Source organism: Candidatus Stoquefichus sp. SB1, assembly GCF_001244545.1.
Lineage (GTDB): Bacteria > Bacillota_I > Bacilli_A > Erysipelotrichales > Coprobacillaceae > Stoquefichus.
The window spans coordinates 369918-391394 of record NZ_LN852693.1 but is presented as its reverse complement, the minus strand read 5'-3'; the positions used below and the strand labels follow the sequence as shown (position 1 = coordinate 391394).

General features: G+C 31.2%; 18 protein-coding genes. 17 read left to right on the top strand and 1 reads right to left on the bottom strand.

Going from position 1 to position 21477, the window contains the following annotated elements:
- Window positions 1–162: 162 nt before the first annotated feature.
- The 10 genes from BN1865_RS03060 (at window position 163) to BN1865_RS03015 (ending at window position 10712) form a co-directional block, all read left to right on the top strand.
- A complete protein-coding gene (locus tag BN1865_RS03060) occupies window positions 163–2733 on the top strand; it encodes an ATP-dependent Clp protease ATP-binding subunit (protein WP_050635792.1) in 2571 nt (856 codons plus the stop codon).
- Between the two features lie 82 nt (window positions 2734–2815).
- On the top strand, window positions 2816–3550 hold the full coding sequence (locus BN1865_RS03055) for an RsmE family RNA methyltransferase (RefSeq protein ID WP_050635791.1): 735 nt from the start codon (window positions 2816–2818) through the stop codon (window positions 3548–3550).
- Entirely contained in the window at window positions 3550–4320 is a 771-nt protein-coding gene (locus BN1865_RS03050; protein WP_050635790.1) for a hypothetical protein, read from the top strand. Before BN1865_RS03055 ends, BN1865_RS03050 begins: the two co-directional genes overlap by 1 nt.
- Before the next feature lie 11 nt (window positions 4321–4331).
- Window positions 4332–5642 (top strand): tRNA (N(6)-L-threonylcarbamoyladenosine(37)-C(2))-methylthiotransferase MtaB, encoded by a 1311-nt coding sequence (gene mtaB, locus BN1865_RS03045; RefSeq protein WP_050635789.1) that lies wholly within the window; start codon window positions 4332–4334, stop codon window positions 5640–5642.
- Window positions 5626–7101 (top strand): UDP-N-acetylmuramoyl-L-alanyl-D-glutamate--2,6-diaminopimelate ligase, encoded by a 1476-nt coding sequence (locus BN1865_RS03040; protein WP_050635788.1) that lies wholly within the window; start codon window positions 5626–5628, stop codon window positions 7099–7101. The genes mtaB and BN1865_RS03040 overlap by 17 nt, the downstream gene beginning before the upstream one ends.
- Entirely contained in the window at window positions 7079–7741 is a 663-nt protein-coding gene (deoC, locus tag BN1865_RS03035) for a deoxyribose-phosphate aldolase (protein ID WP_050635787.1), read from the top strand. Before BN1865_RS03040 ends, deoC begins: the two co-directional genes overlap by 23 nt.
- A 645-nt stretch (window positions 7742–8386) precedes the next feature.
- Window positions 8387–8569, top strand: a complete 183-nt coding sequence (gene rpsU, locus BN1865_RS03030) for a 30S ribosomal protein S21 (RefSeq protein ID WP_028043837.1) — start codon at window positions 8387–8389, stop codon at window positions 8567–8569.
- Window positions 8570–8625: 56 nt separating this feature from the next.
- Window positions 8626–8829, top strand: a complete 204-nt coding sequence (locus tag BN1865_RS03025; protein ID WP_050635786.1) for a YabP/YqfC family sporulation protein — start codon at window positions 8626–8628, stop codon at window positions 8827–8829.
- Window positions 8813–9751 (top strand): sporulation protein YqfD, encoded by a 939-nt coding sequence (locus BN1865_RS03020; RefSeq protein ID WP_232780304.1) that lies wholly within the window; start codon window positions 8813–8815, stop codon window positions 9749–9751. Before BN1865_RS03025 ends, BN1865_RS03020 begins: the two co-directional genes overlap by 17 nt.
- Entirely contained in the window at window positions 9735–10712 is a 978-nt protein-coding gene (locus BN1865_RS03015) for a PhoH family protein (RefSeq protein ID WP_050635784.1), read from the top strand. The genes BN1865_RS03020 and BN1865_RS03015 overlap by 17 nt, the downstream gene beginning before the upstream one ends.
- On the opposite strand, the gene mutY is transcribed toward BN1865_RS03015, so the two are convergent.
- Entirely contained in the window at window positions 10709–11725 is a 1017-nt protein-coding gene (mutY, locus tag BN1865_RS03010) for an A/G-specific adenine glycosylase (protein ID WP_050635783.1), read from the bottom strand. The two genes, BN1865_RS03015 and mutY, sit on opposite strands and share 4 nt — an antisense overlap.
- A 57-nt stretch (window positions 11726–11782) precedes the next feature.
- On the opposite strand from mutY, the gene BN1865_RS03005 reads away from it, so the two are divergent.
- The 7 genes from BN1865_RS03005 (at window position 11783) to BN1865_RS02975 (ending at window position 21473) form a co-directional block, all read left to right on the top strand.
- Window positions 11783–12970 carry a deoxyguanosinetriphosphate triphosphohydrolase family protein gene (locus tag BN1865_RS03005; protein WP_050635782.1) on the top strand — a complete coding sequence of 396 codons (1188 nt, stop codon included), beginning with the start codon at window positions 11783–11785 and terminating at the stop codon, window positions 12968–12970.
- A 59-nt stretch (window positions 12971–13029) separates the two neighbouring features.
- Window positions 13030–13356, top strand: a complete 327-nt coding sequence (locus BN1865_RS03000) for a cyclic-di-AMP receptor (RefSeq protein WP_008789799.1) — start codon at window positions 13030–13032, stop codon at window positions 13354–13356.
- Window positions 13357–13393: 37 nt separating this feature from the next.
- Window positions 13394–15067, top strand: a complete 1674-nt coding sequence (locus BN1865_RS02995) for a GNAT family N-acetyltransferase (RefSeq protein WP_050635781.1) — start codon at window positions 13394–13396, stop codon at window positions 15065–15067.
- A 278-nt stretch (window positions 15068–15345) separates the two neighbouring features.
- Window positions 15346–16911 (top strand): DEAD/DEAH box helicase, encoded by a 1566-nt coding sequence (locus BN1865_RS02990; protein ID WP_050635780.1) that lies wholly within the window; start codon window positions 15346–15348, stop codon window positions 16909–16911.
- Window positions 16912–17082: 171 nt separating this feature from the next.
- Window positions 17083–19719: a pyruvate, phosphate dikinase gene (gene ppdK, locus BN1865_RS02985; RefSeq protein ID WP_050635779.1), complete on the top strand. Its 2637-nt coding sequence runs from the start codon at window positions 17083–17085 to the stop codon at window positions 19717–19719.
- 115 nt (window positions 19720–19834) lie between these two features.
- A complete protein-coding gene (locus tag BN1865_RS02980) occupies window positions 19835–20830 on the top strand; it encodes a DNA-processing protein DprA (protein ID WP_050635778.1) in 996 nt (331 codons plus the stop codon).
- Between the two features lies 1 nt (window position 20831).
- A complete protein-coding gene (locus BN1865_RS02975; RefSeq protein ID WP_050635884.1) occupies window positions 20832–21473 on the top strand; it encodes a rhomboid family intramembrane serine protease in 642 nt (213 codons plus the stop codon).
- Window positions 21474–21477 lie beyond the last annotated feature (4 nt).

Sequence of the window (21477 nt, the reverse complement as noted above, 5' to 3'; positions counted from 1 at the left end):
GAAATATAAAATGGTTTTAAGATGGTCATAATAAAAGAGAATAAATTCATTAAGAAAGTCTTAAGAATATTTAAATTTTAGCACTTAAGTGTTGACAGTGCTAAAAATAGTGATATACTATAGTTAGCACTTAGATATGAAGAGTGCTAAAGGAGTGATTATATGAATATAGAAAAATGGACAATGGCAATGCAGGAAGCCTTACAAAAAGCAATTTCAGAGACTTTGTCAATGTCTCGGCAAGTTGTTGATATTGAAGATCTTCTGATTGCCTTATTGGAAGATACTAGTGGTATATTTTATCGTGTTTTAACAAAAGCTAATGTAGATATAAATCAATTTAGATCATTTTTGGAAAAGAAAAGAAGTCAAAAACCTCGTATTGAAGGGGTAGATGAAAGTCAGATTAGGATTTCATATGATCTTAATCAGTTGCTTATGAAAGCTCAAAATGTGATGAATGATTATAAAGATGAATATTTAAGTGTTGAACATTTAATGATGGCAATGTTTAAAGTTCAAAGTTCTTTAACTCAGGAAATTATTAAAGAGTTTCATTTGAATCAAAAAGAACTTGAAAAAACGATTAAAGAAATGCGAGGTGGGAAAATGGTAGATAATCCAAATCCAGAAAATCAATATGAAGTTTTAACAAAATATGGTCGAGATTTAATTCAAGATGTACAAGATGGAAAATTGGATCCGGTCATTGGTCGTGATGAAGAAATCAGACGAGTTGTTCAAATCTTATCACGTAAAACAAAGAATAACCCAATTTTGATTGGTGAACCAGGGGTTGGGAAAACAGCAATCGTAGAGGGATTGGCATGGCGTATTTTCAAAAATGATGTTCCTACAAGTTTGCAAAATAAGACACTTTACGAACTTGATTTAGGAGCGTTGGTTGCTGGTGCTAAATATCGTGGTGAATTTGAAGAAAGATTAAAAGCGGTTTTAAATGAAATTAAGAAAGCTGAAGGAAATATTATTTTGTTTATTGATGAAATTCATCAATTGGTTGGTGCTGGAAAAACAGATGGGGCAATGGATGCGGCTAATTTATTGAAACCTATGTTAGCGCGTGGTGAACTTCATTGTATTGGTGCAACAACATTAGATGAATATCGTTTATATATTGAAAAAGATGCAGCCCTGGAAAGACGTTTTCAAAAGGTAACAGTTGATGAACCTGATACAGATGATACAATTGCAATTTTACGTGGACTCAAAGATAGTTTTGAATCACATCATGGTGTTCAAATTACCGATAGTGCTATTGTTGGGGCTGTCAATATGTCACAACGTTATATTACTGATCGATTCCTGCCAGATAAAGCTATTGATTTAATTGATGAGGCTTGTGCATCAGTCCGCATGGAAATTGATTCATTACCAGAAGAATTAGATGTCATTACAAGAGAAAAGAATCGTTTAGAAATGGAACGTATTTCAATAGAAAAAGAAGATAAAAACGATGACAATGAAAAACGATTAGATGAAATTAAGAGTCGAATTGCTTCACTTGATGAGAAAATGATTGGTTTGACTGATAAATGGAAAGAAGAAAAGAAAGCATTAGATCATATTAAAGAATTAAAAGATCAAAAAGTACGTTTAGAAGCTTTAAAAGATAAATATGAGACAGAAGGAAATTTAGAAGAAGCTTCTAAAATTAAATATGAGACATTACCAAGAATCAATAAGGAAATTTCAGATTTTCAATCAAATGAATCAGAAGATGCACTCTTACAAGAAAAAGTCACTGTTGATACTGTTAGCGAAGTGATTGCTCGCTGGACAGGTATCCCAATGAATAAATTAATGGAATCTGAAAGAGAAAAGTTATTACATCTTGATGAAATTTTAAGACAAAGAGTCATGGGACAAGATGAAGCAATTGAAAAAGTAAGTGATGCTATTTTAAGATCACGTGCTGGTATTAATGATGAAAATAGACCAATTGGTTCTTTCCTATTCTTAGGTCCAACTGGTGTAGGAAAAACAGAAGTTGCAAAAAGTTTGGCAGAACAACTCTTTGATAGTGAAAAGAATATTGTTCGTATTGATATGAGTGAGTACATGGAAAAATTTAGTGTCTCAAGATTATTAGGTGCGCCACCAGGTTATGTAGGTTATGAAGAAGGCGGTCAATTAAGCGAAGCGGTCAGACGTGCTCCTTATAGTATTGTTTTATTGGATGAAATAGAAAAAGCACATCCTGAAGTTTTCAATGTTTTATTACAAGTTTTAGATGATGGTCGTATTACTGATTCTAAAGGAAATGTAGTTAGCTTTAAAAATACAATTATTATCATGACATCTAATATTGGTTCACAATATTTGTTGCAGGGAAATAATGAAGAAACAAGACATGAAGTTGAAATCGAATTAAAAGCTCATTTTAAACCAGAATTCTTAAATCGAATTGATGAGACTGTGATGTTCAATTCATTAGATCAACAAGTTGTATATCAGATTATTGATAAATTTGTTCATCAGTTATCTGAACGATTAGCTGATCAAAAAGTTACTATTCAAGTTTCTTCGAGTGCAAAAGAAGAAATTGCTAAGGAAGGCTTTGATCCAACTTTTGGAGCTAGACCATTAAAACGTTTTATTCAATCTCATATCGAAACTTTAATTGCTAAAGCAATGATTAAAGGTGATATTGTGCGTGGTAGTCATATTGTTGTTGATTATCAAAATGACAGGTTTACAATTATGAATGCATAAGGGAACTTATGCATTTTCTTTTTGTGCCTTTTTTCTTTTTATATTGCTAAAAATATGATAAAATAGCCAAAGGAGGATGTTTATGCAACGTTATTTTATTGATGAAAATTGTATTCAAGACAACTATATTATGATAGATGATTATAATCATAAGCATATGCAACGTGTGATGCGATATCATAATGGTGATCAAGTTGTTTGTATTTTACCATCAGGAAAAACATATATTTATGAGATTATAGATATAGTTATAGGGAAATTACAACAAAAAGAAGAATTAAATGAAGCACATGAATTAGATGTTTTTGTGACACTTGTTTATGGTTTGCCTAAAAATGATAAATTTGAACTTGTTTTACAAAAGGCTACTGAATTAGGTGTTCATCGTATTGTTCCATTTTTATCAAAAAGAAGTATTATTAAGACGGATGCTAAGACATTTACCAAAAAAACAGAACGTTATCAGCGTATTTTAAAAGAAGCAAGTGAACAATCTTATCGTCAGGTCATTCCTGAATTAATGCCATTAATGACAATCAATGATTTATCACTTTATCTCTCTGATATTAATTTAGTTGCTTATGAAGAATCAAGTAAACAGGGCGAGCATGCCCATTTTGCACAAGCACTCTTAAGTACATATCAAAGTATAACAATTATTGTTGGTCCAGAAGGTGGGTTTGATGAAAGTGAAATTGCACAAATGGAAAAATTAGATATTGTTCCGTGTTCATTAGGAAAAAGAATATTAAGGAGTGAGACAGCTCCGCTCTATATGTTAAGTGTTATAGGGTATACAAGGGAGTTGATGAAATAATGGGTTTTATTGAGAGTTTAAATAAATATGGACAAAAAATTCCTGTTTCAAAGACAGCAATTTATCAAGAAATAGAAGCAGCTAAATTGTCTTTAGAAGCAATGGGGTTAAAAGTAAAAATAAAAGATGAATTTGATTTGTTTGCTTATGAAGTGATATATCGAGGAATGTTAACCCAAAATCAAATTGAGAATATGTATGAAGTTTTTTTGAATCAACACTATGATTTATTAGATTATTTAAATTATGATGAAAAACAAAAAATGTTTAATAATGATATTGTTGAAATTTTACAAAAGGCTCCTCATTTTTTTGATGAAGTTAGTCAAACAGATATATATATCCCATATCTTGAACCCTTTGTTAATCAGCGTTATACACATGATTATCAAATTTTATTGTTGAAACAGCATCGTGAATATATTAAGAATTATCAAGTTGAAGAAAAGACGCCAGAAAACTTATATGGTCAGGGAATTTATCGTACGACTTTTTCATCATTAGAAAATGTTTTTGAAGATCATAGACATTTATGTCTTTATTATGAGGCTTTAAAAACAATTTATATTTTTCAAAAAGAAACAAAGAAATTATTAAATAAAGTTATTATTCAAGATGAAAGTAGTCATGTTGATGTTGCTTTAAGTGATGTTAAAGCAATTGCTTATAATATAGAAAATTATTTATATAAGGATTGTTTGGATTTGTTGAGAGATAAATCTCTTATTCAAGAAAAAACATATCAGAAGATATTGAAAAAATATCAATAGAAAGGAAGTTTATGAAGACAGTTGCATTTTTAACGTTAGGATGTAAAGTCAATACATACGAATCTGAAGCCATGCTGAAATTATTTCATCAGGATGGTTATCAGGAAGTTGATTTTAAAGAAAAAGCAGATGTATATGTTATTAATACATGTACAGTAACGAATACTGGTGATTCAAAATCACGTCAAATGATTAGAAAGGCAGTTCGCCAAAATCCCGATGCAATTGTTTGTGTTGTGGGTTGCTATAGCCAAATTGCGAGTGAAGAAGTAGCATCTATAGAGGGAGTTTGTGTTGTGTTAGGGACACAATATAGAAATCGAATTGTTGAATTTGTGAATATTTATAAGGAGACTCATGAACCTGTTATACATGTAGCAGATGTAATGAATTTATCTGTTTTTGAAGATTTAGATATTGATGAATTTACCAAAAATACAAGAGCCTTTTTGAAAATTCAGGATGGATGTAACAATTTCTGTACTTATTGTATTATTCCTTATGCTCGTGGACGAGTACGTTCACGTTTGCCTGAAAGTGTTTTAAAACAAGCCCAAAAACTTGTTGATCATGGTTTTGTTGAAATCGTTTTAACAGGTATTCATACAGCGGGATATGGATTGGATTTAAAAGATTATAGTTTTTATGATTTATTAGTAGATTTAACAACTAAGGTCAAAGGCTTAAAAAGATTACGCATTTCATCAATTGAAATGAGTCAAGTCTCACATGAAATTATCGATTTAATTGCAACATCACCAATCGTTGTTGATCATCTTCATATTCCGATTCAATCAGGTTGTGATGCGACCTTAAAACGTATGAATCGTCATTATACAACTGAAGAATTTTCCAAAAAACTAGATGAATTAAAATCAAAGTTACCATCTCTATCTGTAACAACTGATGTTATTGTTGGGTTTCCAGGTGAGACTAAAGAGGAATTTGAGACAACATATCAATGGATTCAATCAATGCACTTTAATCAATTGCATGTTTTCCCTTATTCACCTCGTCAGGGAACACCAGCTGCTAAAATGAAAGAACAAGTTGATGGTGAAGTCAAACATGAAAGAGTCAAAACATTGATGGCATTATCAACGCAATTACAAAGTGAATTTGCAGATACTCAAATTGGAAAAGTTTTAGAAGTTTTAATTGAAGAGCGACATGGTGATTATATGGCTGGTCATGCTTCAAATTATTTGAAAGTCAATGTTCCATTATCAGAATCTGCTATTGGTCACATATATCAGGTATATATTGAAGCACGTGATGGTGTGGAATTGATAGGAAGTGTTATCAGTGAAAAAGATAAATGAATTATTTGATGTTGAAGAAGAATTTAAAATTGTTTCGATTCATAGTGATTCACGCTATGTTGGTAAAGATTCAATATTCTTTTGTGTTGATGGATTAAGTGTTGATGGTCATAAATATATTGAAGATGCTGTTTTTCAAGGTGCAAAATGCATTGTCTATTCAAAACCTTTAGCATATAAACATCGTGATGTTCTTTATATTAAGGTAGATAATGTTTTAGACGAATTAAATCGCGTTGCTGATTTGTTTTATGATCATCCAAGTTATAAGATGACAATGATTGGAGTCACTGGTTCAAGTGGTAAAACAGTTGTTGCATTAATGATTAAAGAGGTTTTATCACATTATTTAAAAATGGGTTATATTGGAACAAACAATATTGAATATGCAGGTCATATTGAACAGTGCCCTTATACAACACCAGAAACAATTTTTTTACAACGTCATTTACATGATATGGTAAAGAGTGATATTAAAGGAGTGACATTGGAAGTTTCAAGTCATGGATTGGCTTTAAAACGCGTTGATAGTGTTCATTTTGATATTGCTATTTTTACAAATGTTTATGAAGAACATTTGGATTTTCATGGTACAATGGAAAATCTGATGGCTTCCAAAGCAAAATTATTTTCTTTGGTTGATGAAAAAGGATATGCTATTCTTAATACTGATGAGGTTCGTTTTTATACAATGGTTAAGGATTCTTTGCATTGTCATTTGTTGACATATGGAATTGAACACAAATCAGATGTTATGGCAAGAAATATTCAATTGTTTATTGATCATAGCGAATTTGATTTACAGATATATGAAGAAATGCGACATGTTTCTGTACCTGTTTTAGGACGTTTTAATATCTCTAATGTTTTGGCAGTTATTACCTCGTTATTAGCTTTAGAGATGCCAATTAGTCAGGTTTTAGAATCAATTAGCTATATAAAAGGCGTTGATGGACGAATGGAATTATTAGATCATCCTTATCCTTTTCATGTAATTGTTGATTATTGTCAACATGCTAGAAGCTTTGAGAAAGTATTTGAATTTGCCCGACACGTGAAGACAACAGGACGTATTATTGCTGTATTTGGGGCTCCTGGAAAAAAGAATTACAACAAACGTGAAAAGATAGGAAAACTGGCGAATCAGTATTGTGATCAGGTTATATTGACAGCAGAGGATAATCGTGATGAAGATATCCATGAAATTTGTTTGGATATTCAAGAATATCTGGAAAAGCCAGTCAGTGTTATTATTGAAGACCGTCGGATTGCGATTGAACAAGCTATAGAAATCGCTAATAAAGGCGACATCATATTAATCTTAGGAAAAGGACATGAACAGTTTATGGCATCCTCAATTGGAAATGAACCTTATCCAGGAGATAAATATGTAGCATTAGAAGCAATTGATAAAATATTTAAAGGAGAAGATGAAGATGAAGTACAACAAATTTATTGATCACACTGCATTAAAAGCAGACACAACACAAGCAACAATTGACAAATTATGTGAAGAAGCTAAACAATATGATTTTGCTTCTGTTTGCGTCAATCCAACTTGGGTTCATTATTGTGCCCAATATTTAAAAGATACAGATGTTAAAATCTGTACAGTTATTGGTTTCCCATTAGGAGCAAATACTTCAGAAGTCAAAGCATTTGAAGCAAAAAATGCTATTGAAAATGGTGCTGATGAAGTGGATATGGTTATTAATATTGGTGCTTTAAAAGATGGCAATACAGATCTTGTTTATAATGATATAAAAGCGGTTGTTGAAGCAAGCGGAAATTACTGTGTAAAAGTTATTATTGAAACATGTTTATTAACTGATGAAGAGAAAGTTACTGTTTGTCAGCTGGCTGTAAAAGCAGGGGCTACTTTTGTTAAAACATCAACAGGTTTTAGCACAGGCGGAGCAACACCACATGATGTTGCATTAATGAAGAAAACTGTTGGCGATAAATGTCAAGTCAAAGCAAGTGGTGGCGTAAGAAATTATGCTGATATGATGGCTGTTATTGATGCTGGTGCAACACGTATTGGAACATCAGCTGGTGTTCAATTAATGAATAACGAAGAAAGCCAACAGGATTATTAATGATCAAAAGAGGACTAATCCTTAGCATTAACAAGGATTCTCCTCTTTTTTGCAAAAATACTGTCATTTTCTTATAATGTTATAGTTTTTATAATAAATTGTTTTAAATATTTTGTTTAATATCAATATATGGTGTTTTGAAATAGGTGGAGACTTGTACTACCTTGATTTTTTGCAGAAATTAATATCAACATATAATGTTTTGAAATATGAAAGTGAAAATGAACAGACAAAATAGGATAAATGTTTAATGTTGTAAAATAAAGATATATGTTTTTGTTTTTTATATAAATGTAATACGAGAATGCTTTCATAATAGGATTATAAACTTATATGTATATGACCATAACAGTAAAATGATGTTATAAATATTAAAAAATAATGTATAATTATGAGATAGAAATTATAAAAATATTGATGAATAGATAAAAAGATATATGTTCATTGATTTTATTATGATATAAGAAATTATGTTGATGTGAAGAGGATAATTATCATTTTTATAATTTTAATCTATGCTTGGATTGGCATTTTATTTAAAAATCATAAAAAAGTCAGAAAGATTATTAACAAAAAAACTTGATTTTCTTCCATTATCCATGTATAATGACGAATGTACTTGATAGTAAAGGGGGGAAGTTCAAAATGGCAAAAACTGTAGTAAGAGAAAATGAATCTTTAGATGACGCATTACGTCGTTTCAAAAGACAAGTTTCAAGAACAGGAACCCTGCAAGAAGCTCGTAAAAGAGAATTCTATGTTAAGCCTGGTTTAAAACGCAAAATGAAATCAGAAGCTGCTAGAAAAAATAAAGGTAAACAAAGATAAGAAGAACTTGGGTTCTTCTTTTTTTGTTTTAACATATATTAAGATGAGGTGATTTCATGTTGTTGATTGATCATAATCAGATATATGTTAAAGATTATATGGAAGTAATGATAATGGATACACAATTTTTTAAGATTAAGATGAATGGATATTGTTTAAATGTAAGAGGGGAAGACTTAGAAATTTATTATTATGATCATCATGAAATTCGTTTGAATGGTCATGTGAAAGTGATTGAATATGATGAGTATAGGGTATGATTTATATGAAGTAGAAGAACATGCCATTTTCTTATTGCTTAGATTTGCTAAACAAAAAAAGATAAAGATCTTACATCTTAGAAAAAAAGCAGATATGTATTCATTTTATATTCCTACATATCAACGCTATATCTTTAAAACATTTGATCAGCCTTATACTTATTTGAAAACAATTGGTTTATTAAAATATGTTTTATTTTTATCAAAACAATATTTAAATATACTTGGTGTTATTTGTTTTTTAGGAAGTGTGATTGCATCTTCTTATTTTATATTTGATATTGAAATTATTGGAACAATGCCTTCTGTTAACCAACAAATGATAACAGATTTAAAGAAGGAAAAAGTTAATCTTTTCTCACCTCTAAAAAGTTATGAACGTTTAAATGAAATTTTAGCAGATTTTAAAACAATTTATAAGGATCATGTTGAATACATGAGTGTTTACCAGGTGGGCAGTGTTTTTCATGTTGAGTATACCAAAAGAAAGCAAGAACAAATTGAAAAAGATGATTTTAGAAATCTTTATGCAAAAAAAGATGGAATGATTGCTTCTTTTGATGTTGAAAGTGGACTCATTCAGGTTAAAAAGAATGACTATGTTAAAAAAGGCGATCTTTTAGTCAGCAATACAATTATTTCGACTCAAAATCAGACAAAGATTATTCCTGTAAAAGGTCATGTTTATGCTTATACTTTTAATCAATATGAGGCCAGTGTAAAAAATGTAAAGCAGGATCAGGCAGAGGTTTTTTATCAATTATTATTGTCCATTCGTTCTCGATTGCCTGCTGATGCTGTGATTGATAAAGAAAATGTTTTACAAATGACAAAGACTCGTAGTAAAATAACATTAAAAGTACATTATACTTTATTAGAAGATATAGCCATTAAAGGAGAAGAAAATGAAGAAAGTCATTAAATTAGATTCTTATACAATAGATGAAGTCAAAAGATTAATTGGACCTGCTGAAGAAAATATCAAGATTATGGAGGAAACTTTTGAAATTGAAATAATTGTACGTGGAGATGAAATTGTCTTTAATACTAATGAAGAACAAGTAAAGACTATAGAAGATGTATTAACAACTTTATTAAAACTTGTGAAACAAGGAAAAACAATTAGTAAAAGAGATGTCATGTATACTTTAAAATTAGCTCAAAGTCATCATTTGAATGTAATTGATGAACTTTATCAGATTAAAATTGCAAGAACAATGAGTGGGAAACTCATTTATCCAAAAACATTAGGTCAAAAAGAGTATTATCAGGCTTTAAAACATAACGATGTTGTTTTTGGGATTGGTCCAGCAGGAACAGGAAAAACATATTTGGCTGTGATTTTTGCAGTACAGGCTTTAAAAAACAATGAAGTGAAAAAGATTATTTTAACAAGACCAGCTGTTGAAGCAGGAGAAAATCTTGGTTTTTTACCTGGCGATTTAAAAGAAAAAGTGGATCCTTATTTGCGTCCACTTTATGATGCTTTGTATGATATGCTAGGACAGGAACAAACAGAGCGATTAATTGAAAAAGGAACGATTGAGATAGCGCCATTAGCATATATGCGAGGTCGTACATTAGAAGATGCTTATGTGATTTTAGATGAAGCACAAAATACAACTGATGCACAAATGAAGATGTTTTTAACACGTTTAGGATTTAATTCTAAAATGATTGTGACAGGTGATGTTACACAGATTGATTTACCAAGAGGAGTCATAAGCGGCTTGAAAAGAGCTTTGTATATTTTAAAGGATGTTGCTGGAATACGTTTTGTCTATTTAAGTGCATTGGATGTTGTTAGACACCCAGTTGTTCAAAAAATTATTGAGCGTTATGAAAGTGATGACATTCAAAAGCAAGAAAACAGAGATGATTAGTCTCTGTTTTTTAAAAAGGCTTTTAAAACTTTTAAATGGGCAGTGGAGATAGGTAATTGATTGATTTCTTCTAAAGTATATAAGCCATCAATGGGTTGACTTAAAACAAAATGATAGACATGCATTTGCCATGTTCGATGTGTAAAGACATGTTTAATATCAGTGATATGAGACACAATAGATAAAGGTATCTCATATTGCTGTTCAAATTCTTCAATAAATCGATAAGGACTTTCTTGTTCATATTGAATGAGTCCATAAAGATTTTCTAATAGTCCAGCTGGATTTTGGATGAAGAGAAATTGATCTTGATAAGTAATGATACCAGTTATGTAATGAATTTCTTTATGTTTTATATTTTTTATATTGATAGGTAGTACTTTTTGTTGATTAGACTTAAAGGCAAGACAAAAATCAGAAATAGGGCATTGTTCACAACGGGGCTGTAGTGGGCGACAGATGGTGGCACCTAAATCCATTAATCCCTGGTTAAAAGCAGAACTATCATAACCAGTTAGCAGTTTTGCAACAATATCGCTTATTTTCTTTTGGGTTTTTGTAAGCGCAATATTATCTTTAAGTAAATAGAGTCGAGACATAATTCTTAAAACATTTCCGTCAATGGCTGGAGTTGACTGATGGTAGGCAATTGAACAGATGGCTCCAGCAGTATAAGGACCAATCCCTTTTAAAGATAAGATTTCTTGATAAGTTGTTGGAAAAACACCATGATATTGTTCAGCAATTATTTGAGCTGTCTCATGAATATGTTTTGCACGACGATAGTATCCTAAGCCTTCCCAAAGCTTATAGACATCTTCTAAAGAAGCGTCTGCTAATTGTTGAATAGTTGGAAATGTTTTGATAAAACGTTCAAAATAAGGAATCACTGCTTCAGTTGTTGTTTGCTGTAACATAATTTCGCTAATCCAAATAAAGTAAGGATTCTCATTTTGACGCCATGGAAAATCACGATGGTTTTCTTGATACCATCTTATTAAATTCTTTTGCATATAATCACCGAAGGTATTATACTATAGATAATTGTTAAAAACAAAGGATGTGATATTTTGAAAAAAGAAGATAAGATTATTCACTCTTCATTAATCGCAACAAACTTGATGGATGAAAGACTTTCATCATATGCCACAAAGAATAGCCAATGTATTAAAGTGAAACACACTTTAAAGCCATCAATTGAATTTGATATTCGATGGCCATTTGAAAAAGATATTGATCGTGTTTTGTATTCAAAGAGTTATTCGCGTTATGTTGATAAAACACAAGCTTTATCATTTTTTAGTAATGTTCATATTACCAAACGTTCTTTGCATGTTCAGTGGGTTTCACGAATTGCAAGACAAATAGGAAGAGGCTTAAATTTGAATTTGGATTTAATCGAAGCAATTGCTTTAGGTCATGATCTTGGACACGCACCTTATGGTCATGTTGGAGAGCAGGCCATTAATGATTGTTTGGAAGAAAGACATTTTGGTTATTTTACTCATAATGCCAATAGTGTAAGACATTTGTTATTTATTGAAAGAAATGGTGTTGGTTATAATGTATCGCTGCAGGTTTTAGATGGTATCTTATGCCATAATGGTGAAATTCTTTCACGTATTTATAAACCAGATCGTCAAAAGACAATTGCACAATTTTGGGATGAATATGAAAAATGCTGGCATGTCAAAGATTATTCTAAGAAAATTGTTCCAATGACCTTAGAAGGATGTGTCGTACGTATTTCAGATGTCATTTCTTATGTTGGTAAAGATATTGAAGATGCTATTAAAGTTGGAATTATTAGCGAAGATGATTTACCTGATGAAGTTGTTAAGGTCTTAGGAAAAGATAACAAATCAATGATTAATCGTTTGATTGGAGATATTGTTATTCATAGTTACCGTAAGCCTTATTTAGAATTTTCGGAAGAAGTTTATCAGGCATTAGAAACGCTTTTTACATTTATTTCTACACACATTCATCATCATCCAACTTTGGTGAAAGAAAATGAAAAATTGACAAGATTAGTAAAAGAACTTTATAATGCTTTTTATGATGATTTAATGGATGAACATGAAGAAAATCATGGTATTGATAAACATGTTAAGAAAATGGTTGAAACGTATCGTCAAACACCATCTGAGTTGATTGTCAGCGATTATTTATCAGGGATGACTGATAGCTATGCCTTGCGTGTTTATGAAGATCGTTTTTTACCAAGGCAACATGGAGAAATGATTCAAGATGATTAAAAAATTGATGTAATTATTTCTAAAAAGTGATAATATATAATTAAGAAGGGGGTAATGTTATGAAATTGATAATTGCCATTGTCAATAATGATGATAGTTCTACCGTACAGTCTGCATTAACCGAAGGCGGATTCTTTGTAACTAAACTTGCCACATCAGGGGGATTTTTAAAGAAAGGGAATACAACTTTCTTTATTGGAACGAATGATGATAAAGTAGATCCAGCATTAGAAATTATTAAAGCTCATGCTAGAAAACGAGTAGAAAAAGAACCAACTGTTCCACCTACAGAAATGGGTGAATTTTTCACACCTATTATGGTAGATGTTTTGGTTGGCGGAGCAACTGTTTTCGTTGTTGATGTTGATCGTTTTGAAAAAATTTAAAAAACAGCTTAGGCTGTTTTTTCTTTAAGGAGTTATTATGGAATTTAGAATTTTAAGAGGACATGAGATAAAAGAAGCAAATCAATTAATCAAAAATGTGTTTATGGATTGTTTATCATCATCTTTTCATGAAACGGGAATCAAAACATTTTTAGAGACTTTTGATGATGGTCATATTTTATCTCTTATTAAAGAGCAACATTTGATGATGCTAGGAGCATTTGCACCCCAACTAGTGGGAGTTATTGGCATTTGGGATTTTCATCATGTTCAAAGCTTATTTGTTAAAAAAGAATATCAGAATCAGCAAATCGGAAGTGAATTATTAAACCATGCAAAAAATCTTGTGTATGGTGAATTGAGTGTGCATGCTGTTGAAAGTGCTGTAGCTTTTTATCAAAAGAATGGCTTCATAGTGAATGGTCAAAAACAATGTAAAAATGGAATTGAATATGTTTTGATGATTTATCATAGTCATGATGAAAGAAAATTTCAAAATTATGATCAAGTTCATGAATTTATAGCAAGTCAAAAAGATCGCGTTTATGCATTAGATAATTTTAAGCGTTTTATGCATGATATGGGAAATCCTCAAACTTTATTGAAAACAATTCATATTGGAGGAACCAATGGAAAAGGCTCAACAACAAACTATATTCGTTCAGTTTTACAAAAAGAAGGATATACAGTTGCAACATTTACATCTCCTGTTTTGATAACTCGCCTAGAAATTATGCGTATTAATAATGAACATATTCAAGATCAAGAAATTATTCAATATGCCAATCGCTATATGTCACTATGGTTAAAATATGAATTATCAATGTTTGAAATAGAAGTTTTTATTGCGATTATGTTTTTCTTAAAACATCGGGTTGATTTTGCTATTTTTGAAGTGGGGCTAGGGGGAGAATTAGATGCGACCAATATTGTTTCACCAATTATTGCAGCAAATACAAATATTGGTTTAGATCACATTGAATATTTGGGTGATACATATGAAAAAATAGCCCGAACAAAAGGAGGAATTATTAAGGATTATATACCTTTTGTGACAGGTGAAAAAAAACCGGAGTGTTTAAAAGTTTTCCAGGAAATCTGTCAAAAGCATCAAAGCCCATTGTTATATGTTCAACCAATTCAAAATATACAAGATCATGAAGATGAGGTTTCTTTTGATTATCGTCAATATCATGTCATATTAAAAACATCTGCTAAATATCAGAGTGAAAATAGTGCCTTAGCAATAGAAATTCTTTTGTATCTAAAAGAAAATGGCTATATTGAATTGAAAGATGAAATCTTACTTGCTGGTTTAAAAGAAGCGATTTGGTATGGTCGTTTTGAAAAAGTCCATGATAATCCATGTATCATTATTGATGGAGCACATAATAAAGAAGGAATGGAAGCTTTTTATCAATCAGCTAAAAAATATTCTCATATAAAAATTATATTTAGCGCTTTAAAAGATAAAGATACACATGCCATGCTAGAATTGTTATTAAAGCTAACTGATGATGTGACTGTCTGTGAATTTGATTTTCACCGTGCTCAAAGTGTAGAAAAATTAGCTGAAGACTTTCCAGTTAAAATTGAAAAGGACTGGCATCTGGCAGTTGATAAAGCATTTTTGCATGATGGTGTTGTCTTTATAACGGGTTCGTTGTATTTTTTAGCGCAAGTAAGGCCTTACATTCTTGCTCATCAATAATCTTCAAAAATAACCCTTGTCTTTTAAACAAGGGTATGCTATTATCACATAGAAGAAACACGACTGAAATAAACCAGGAGAACTTCCTGGTTTTCTTTATGTGTGATTCTTTGTTATTGTCAGTTTTGAAAACACAAAAGTGTCTTATATATATGTGAAAACGTTCGCCTTAGTATGTCTAGAAGTCTATGAAGAGTGTAGGTGAATGTATAAACGTCACGCACATTTGAAGTGTTACAAAGTCAACAATAGAAAAAAAGACAGAGAAAGAGGAAATTATGGACAAAATTACATTTAAAGATTTAGGGTTAGCGCAGAACGTATTAAACGGAATTGAAGCGATGGGATATGTCAGTCCTTCACCAATTCAGGAAAAATCAATTCCAGTTTTATTGGAAGGTAAAGATATTATTGGACAGGCTCAAACAGGAACAGGAAAAACATTGGCTTTTGGGAGTGTTCTTTTATCACAGATTGCTCAAAAGGAAAAGTATGTTCAAGCTTTGATTTTATCACCAACAAGAGAACTTGCATTACAGATTCATGAAGAATTAAAACGTATTGGTAAATATACAAATTTATCAATTGTGAGTGTTTTTGGTGGTAGTGATATTGAAAGACAAATCAGAGACTTAAAAAAAGGTGCTGATATTGTAGTTGGAACACCAGGACGTGTTCAGGATTTAATGAGACGAAAAGTTTTAAAGATTAATCAAATTAATCATATGGTTTTAGATGAAGCAGATGAAATGCTAAATATGGGCTTTGTTGAGGATATTGAAAATATTCTTGCAACAACACCTGAAAATAAACAGACTGTATTATTTTCAGCAACAATGCCAGCTGCCATTAAAAAGATTGCCAGCAATTATATGCAGGAAGATTATTTGCATATTCAAATTAAATCGAAAACAAGAACAGCAGCGACTGTTTCACAATACTATTTTGATGTGCCTAGAGGACATAATAAGTTTGAAATTTTATGTAGAATCTTAGATTCACGTGAAATGGATAGTACGATTATATTTTGTAAGACAAAGCGTAGTGTTGATGAAATTGTTGCCTCAATGCAACAAAAACATTATAATGTGGAAGCAATGCATGGAGACTTGTCACAGAATCAGCGTTCAAATACTTTAAAACGTTTTAAAGAAGGAAAAATACAATATTTAGTTGCGACTGATGTTGCAGCCAGAGGAATAGATGTAGATAATATTTCACATGTTATTAATTATGAAATGCCTCAAGATGAAGAATTATATATTCATCGTATTGGTAGAACAGGTCGTGCAAATAAAAAAGGTGAGGCTTATTCAATTGTATCAGGACGTGAAAAGAGTTTTTTGATGTCAATTGGGAAAAGAACGAATAGTCAGATTCAAAAAATTGAGATTCCTAGTAATGAAGAAATTTTTGAACAAAAGATGAAAGAATTATTATTTGATGTTCAAGAAGAAATGTTAAAGGGAAATAAAGAAAGTTTCAAACAGGTTATTAAAGATATTCCTGATCACTTAAAAAATGATACGATGGCAACTTTGCTTTCAATGTGTTATCAACAACGTGTTGGATTTGATTATCAGGATATTAAGAAACAATCTGGAAATTATGATCGTATTTTTATGACATGTGGAACAATGGATAGAATTAAGGTTCCTGATGTTATTAATTTCTTGGTAAGATATGGAAAAATCAAGAAAAGTGATATTGGAGATATTGCTTTAAAAAGAAAGTTTACATTTGTTGATATTAAATCAAGTGTGAGTCAAAAGGCAATTAAGGGTTGTCATAAACAGAAATTAAATAAAAGAACAGTACAATTAGAATTTGCTGGAGATCGTTAAAAAAATAAAGAAATGGAAAAAGCGCTCTTAAATTAAGCAAAAAATACAATGCAAGAACAAATCATGAAATTGATTTGTTCTTTTTTTCAGAAATTAGGAAAATTAAAGGTTGAATGTAAGCACTCACATAGTGTATAATGTTATAAGTAATAAAAAAGGAGGAACTTATAAATGGAAAAATATGTCTATCTATTTAGTGAAGGAAATAAAGACATGCGTAACTTACTTGGTGGTAAGGGTGCTAACTTAGCCGAAATGACTAATATTGGTTTACCTGTCCCTCAAGGATTTACTGTTACGACTGAAGCTTGTACTAAATATTATGAAGACGGTAAAATGATTTCTAAAGAAATTGAAGATCAAGTCTATGAAAAACTTGCTGAACTTGAAAAAATTACAGGTAAAACAATGGGGGATGCTCATAATCCTTTACTTGTTTCAGTACGTTCTGGAGCAAGAGCATCTATGCCTGGTATGATGGATACAGTCTTAAACTTAGGATTAAATGATGAAGTGGCTAAAGAGTTTGCTAAAGCTACAAATAATCCTCGTTTTGTATATGATAGTTATCGTCGTTTTATTCAAATGTTTGCAGATGTTGTTATGGGATTCCCAAAAAGTTCATTTGAAAGAATGTTTGATAAAGTCAAAGAAGAAAAAGGTGTTGAATTTGACACTGAATTAACTGCTGAAGATTTAATGGAAGTTGTTGAAATCTATAAAAGTGAATACAAAAAACATGCTGGTGTAGATTTCCCTCAAGATCCAAAAGAACAAATGATGGAATCTATTAAAGCAGTATTTAGATCATGGAATAATGATCGTGCGATTACTTATAGACGTTTAAATGATATTCCTGGAAGCTGGGGAACTGCTGTTAACGTTCAAGAAATGGTTTATGGTAACCGTGGAGATACTTCTGGTACTGGTGTTGCCTTTACAAGAAACCCAGCAACTGGTGAAAAGAAATTGTATGGTGAATACTTAATGAATGCTCAAGGTGAAGACGTTGTTGCTGGTATTCGTACACCTCAAACAATTGATACATTAAAAGAAGTTATGCCTGATTGTTATGATCAATTTGTTAAAATTAATGCTATTCTTGAAGATCATTATAAAGATATGCAAGATATGGAATTTACTATTGAAGATGGTAAATTATTCATGCTTCAAACACGTAATGGAAAAAGAACAGCTGCTGCTGCATTGAAAATTGCTGTTGATTTAGTAAACGAAGGAATGATTACTAAAGAAGAAGCTTTATTAAAGGTTGAACCAAAACAATTAGATCAATTGTTACATCCAAACTTTGATGATCTTTCATTACGTTGCGCACATGTTGTTGCAACTGGATTGGCTGCGTCACCAGGGGCTGCAACAGGACGTATTTATTTCACTGCTGAAGATGTTATCGAAGCATCTAAAAATGGTGTTCAAGATATCTTATTAGTTCGTCTTGAAACATCTCCTGAAGATATTGAAGGTATGAATATTGCTCATGGTATTTTAACAATCCGTGGTGGTATGACTTCACATGCTGCAGTTGTTGCAAGAGGAATGGGAACTTGCTGTGTTTGTGGATGCGGTTCATTAAAGATTGATGAAGAAGCAAAAGTATTAACTACACCTGATGGTAAAAAATATCATGAAGGTGATTACATGTCATTAGATGGAAGCACTGGTAATGTTTATGGTGAACAAATTAAGACTGTTGAACCAGAAATCAGTGGTGATTTTGAAACATTTATGGAATGGGCTGATGAAGTGCGTACATTGCAAGTGCGTACAAATGCCGATACACCTAGAGATGCTTTACAAGCACGTAAATTCGGAGCTGAAGGTATTGGATTGTGTAGAACTGAACATATGTTCTTTGAAGAAGAAAGAATCTTTAACTTTAGACGTATGATTACAGCTGAAACAGTCGAAGCAAGAAAAGAAGCATTAGAAAAAATCTTACCTTACCAAAGATCAGATTTTAGAGAATTGTTTAAAGCTATGGAGATTTATCCAGTTACAATTCGTTTCTTAGATCCACCTTTACATGAATTCTTACCTCATACTGATGAAGAAATTAAACCATTAGCTGAAAGCTTAGGAATGACTTTTGAAGCTTTAAAAGCACGTGTTGAATCATTAAAAGAATTCAACCCAATGATGGGACATAGAGGTTGTCGTTTAGCTGTCACATATCCTGAAATTGCTGAAATGCAAACAAGAGCTGTTATTGAAGCTGCAATTGCTGCTAATCAAGAAGGACAAAATGTTGTTCCTGAAATCATGATTCCACTTGTTGGTGATGTGAAAGAATTAAAATATGTTAAGAAAGTTGTAACAGATACAGCAGATAAGATTATTGCTGAAGCAGGAGTTGAATTACCATACAAAGTTGGTACAATGATTGAAATTCCTAGAGCTGCATTAACTGCTGACAAGATTGCTGAAGAAGCAGAATTCTTTAGTTTTGGAACAAATGACTTAACTCAAATGACTTATGGATTTAGCCGTGATGATGCTGCTAAGTTCTTAGATGATTACTATTCTAAACAAATTTTTGAAGCTGATCCATTTGCAAAAGTTGATCAAGAAGGTGTTGGACAATTAATGCAAATTGCTGCTGAAAAAGGTCGTAAAACACGCCCAGACATTAAATTAGGTATTTGTGGTGAACATGGTGGTGAAGCAAGTTCAGTTGAATTCTGTCATAGATTAGGATTAACTTATGTTTCTTGTTCTCCATATCGTGTACCATTAGCACGTTTAGCTGCTGCTCAAGCTGCTGTTAAAGAAAAAATGGGTATTCAATAATTTTAAGAAGATATGCTATTAATGGCATATCTTTTTTTGCTTAATAAAAGTTTTTTTCGGATATCGACGCACGCTGAGAACTATGATATAATAGTTTGAAAGTGCAGGTGGTATGATGAAAATACAATTAAATTTAGATAGTATAGCTGTTCTTTTATTTTGTGGTGATTTAGTTGTTGATAATACAGCACCATTATCACAAGATGAATGGTGGGATGTAGAGCGAAAATTACGGAATGCCTCTAAGAAAACACCATCAAAATTATTTGGTATGAATAGAGATACGATGGTTCAAATTTTAGGAATAGATGAATATATAGCTTATAAGTTAATGGCTAGGAAAGAAACTTTAAATGATTTAATGTTTGCATTAGCAAATCTTGAAAATGAAGGTATTTATATAACAACAAAATATGAAGATAATTATCCTAAAAATTTAACAACAACGTTAAAGAAACGAGCACCATTATATTTATATTATGTTGGAGATTTAACAATGACTGAGAATCATATGGTTTCTGTGGTTGGACCACAAAGTTTAGAAAAAAAATTGAATTCATTTACAAGAAATACAGTTACTAAGATTTTTGATGAAGAGAAAGTTCTTGTAGCAAATGGCACAAAAGGTACTGATGCATATGCATTAAAAGTATTTATGCAATTAGGTGGTAAAGTCGTTTGTTTTGTAAGTGATCATATGTTTGACAAGAAAAAAACTTACGCAAAAGCCATCAAAGAAGGAAGATTGGTATTGATAAGTGCCGTTGATCCTTTTGCTTATTTTAATGTAACAAATGCTTTGGATAGGAATATATATGTTTGTGGGTTAAGTGATTTACAGATTGTAACAGCTACACATATTAATAGTGGAGGTGTCTGGTTTACAACAATTCAAAATTTTCATTATCATTGGACAAAACAAATGGTTTTAGATGATGATAACTATAATGGAAATATCCGTTTGTTAGAAATGGGTGCTGTGAAAGTGACTTATGAAGATATGTTATCTTTGCTTACACTTGATCAAATTGTTGAAAAAAATGCAGTTGTTGAGGAGGAAGAAGAAATTCTGATTGATCAAATGTCAATTTATGAATTTCTAGATGAATGATATGCTAAATGAATTAAAGAAAAAATATAAAAAAGCACCTGTAACTATGGGATTAATAACACTTTGTATTGTTGTCTACATTATTTCTTTTTTTCTTTTTGGAGAAGAAATGAAAGTTTATGAAGGTATTCTTTTTGGTGGGTATAATCCTGTTTATGTTTATTTGAAACATGAATATTATCGTTTGATAACTGCTAATTTTATTCATTTTGGTTTATTGCATCTTGCGGTTAACTGTTATTCTTTATATGGAATTGGAATGTTTATAGAAGCTTCATTAAAACCTAAAAAATATGCTATTGTCTTATTTGTAAGTGCTTTAGCAACAACTGGTTTGCCTTATTTATTGTTTTTATTTAATGGTTTTGAAGCCAATACTGTCAGTGGTGGGATTAGTGGCGTTATATTTGGATTGATTGGTGCTTTAGGTGCATTGGCTTTAAAATATAGAAATATTTTTATGGATATATTTAAGCAGCTTGCTCCTAATGTTATATTGATGCTGGTGATTTCGTTTGTAGTACCTACGATTTCAATGTCAGGACATGTTTCAGGATTAATAGGTGGCTTTGTTGCGACATATGTTATTTTACATATGCGTCCAAAATATAAAAAAAATCACTATAGTGATTTAGTAAATTAAAGGA

What these genes read in the sequence shown, in the direction of transcription:
- ppdK (WP_050635779.1), top strand. Translation starts at nt 17,083, where the DNA reads ATGGAAAAATATGTCTATCTATTTAGTGAAGGAAATAAAGACATGCGT.
- deoC (WP_050635787.1), top strand. Translation starts at nt 7,079, where the DNA reads ATGAAGTACAACAAATTTATTGATCACACTGCATTAAAAGCAGACACA.
- BN1865_RS02990 (WP_050635780.1), top strand. Translation starts at nt 15,346, where the DNA reads ATGGACAAAATTACATTTAAAGATTTAGGGTTAGCGCAGAACGTATTA.
- BN1865_RS03055 (WP_050635791.1), top strand. Translation starts at nt 2,816, where the DNA reads ATGCAACGTTATTTTATTGATGAAAATTGTATTCAAGACAACTATATT.
- rpsU (WP_028043837.1), top strand. Translation starts at nt 8,387, where the DNA reads ATGGCAAAAACTGTAGTAAGAGAAAATGAATCTTTAGATGACGCATTA.
- BN1865_RS02995 (WP_050635781.1), top strand. Translation starts at nt 13,394, where the DNA reads ATGGAATTTAGAATTTTAAGAGGACATGAGATAAAAGAAGCAAATCAA.
- BN1865_RS03000 (WP_008789799.1), top strand. Translation starts at nt 13,030, where the DNA reads ATGAAATTGATAATTGCCATTGTCAATAATGATGATAGTTCTACCGTA.
- BN1865_RS02975 (WP_050635884.1), top strand. Translation starts at nt 20,832, where the DNA reads ATGCTAAATGAATTAAAGAAAAAATATAAAAAAGCACCTGTAACTATG.
- BN1865_RS03025 (WP_050635786.1), top strand. Translation starts at nt 8,626, where the DNA reads ATGTTGTTGATTGATCATAATCAGATATATGTTAAAGATTATATGGAA.
- BN1865_RS03060 (WP_050635792.1), top strand. Translation starts at nt 163, where the DNA reads ATGAATATAGAAAAATGGACAATGGCAATGCAGGAAGCCTTACAAAAA.
- BN1865_RS03020 (WP_232780304.1), top strand. Translation starts at nt 8,813, where the DNA reads ATGAGTATAGGGTATGATTTATATGAAGTAGAAGAACATGCCATTTTC.
- mtaB (WP_050635789.1), top strand. Translation starts at nt 4,332, where the DNA reads ATGAAGACAGTTGCATTTTTAACGTTAGGATGTAAAGTCAATACATAC.
- BN1865_RS03050 (WP_050635790.1), top strand. Translation starts at nt 3,550, where the DNA reads ATGGGTTTTATTGAGAGTTTAAATAAATATGGACAAAAAATTCCTGTT.
- mutY (WP_050635783.1), bottom strand. Translation starts at nt 11,725, where the DNA reads ATGCAAAAGAATTTAATAAGATGGTATCAAGAAAACCATCGTGATTTT.
- BN1865_RS03015 (WP_050635784.1), top strand. Translation starts at nt 9,735, where the DNA reads ATGAAGAAAGTCATTAAATTAGATTCTTATACAATAGATGAAGTCAAA.
- BN1865_RS02980 (WP_050635778.1), top strand. Translation starts at nt 19,835, where the DNA reads ATGAAAATACAATTAAATTTAGATAGTATAGCTGTTCTTTTATTTTGT.